We start from the raw sequence: 608 nt of genomic DNA on the forward strand, positions 1-608 counted from the left end.
TAAAAAAAGGCCGTTGATGACTTTGTCGATGTTGGCGGTTTCGGTGTAGTGTGCGCCCGCTTCGCGCCGCTCTTGTGCGTCCATGACTGATTGGAAGAGCGTGCCGAAGATTTCGGGACTGATGTTGAGACCTTTGCAAAAATAGTCTGTTAACGAAATTTGACGCATAAAAATGCGCCAAAAAATTTTCAATTGCCTAAAACCTTCCTAATATTGAGCAAAAAGTAGGAAAAATCAGAAAAGTTTTGCATTTTGAAAATGAGATTGAGCATAAAATTTTAGTAACCTATGTTATTGCAAAGGTCTCAGATGATGGTGTAGCGGGTAACGCGTTCGACCAAGGTCAATAATGCGCTTTTCTGTCCTTTGCCGACAATGGTGTCGGCTTCCCAATCGCCGATATGGGATTTCTGGTCGACGATAGCGGGTCGGTTTTCTATGCCGACACGGTTGGGGACTTTGCCTCTGGTCCATGTGCTGCCGTAGCGTTTGCGGTAGGGTTTGCTGCATATTCTGAGATGTTGCCACAACGTGCTGCCGTTGCTTTTGTCTTGGCGAAGGTAGCGGTAAATGGTGCTGTGGTGGAGCGTGATCCGGTGGTGTTTGCG

At 46.9% G+C, this 608-nt stretch carries 1 protein-coding gene and 1 pseudogene; both read right to left on the reverse strand.

All coding sequences use genetic code 11. The annotated features are described in order from the left end of the window. The coding region (locus ACP3PW_RS17220) for a hypothetical protein (protein ID WP_426417965.1) at positions 1 to 192 on the reverse strand (192 nt) is incomplete at its 3' end. A 116-nt stretch (positions 193 to 308) separates the two neighbouring features. Further along, positions 309 to 608, reverse strand: a pseudogene (locus ACP3PW_RS17225) (IS30 family transposase); the annotation flags it as partial.

This window comes from Aestuariirhabdus sp. LZHN29, from assembly GCF_049985285.1.
Lineage (GTDB): Bacteria > Pseudomonadota > Gammaproteobacteria > Pseudomonadales > Aestuariirhabdaceae > Aestuariirhabdus.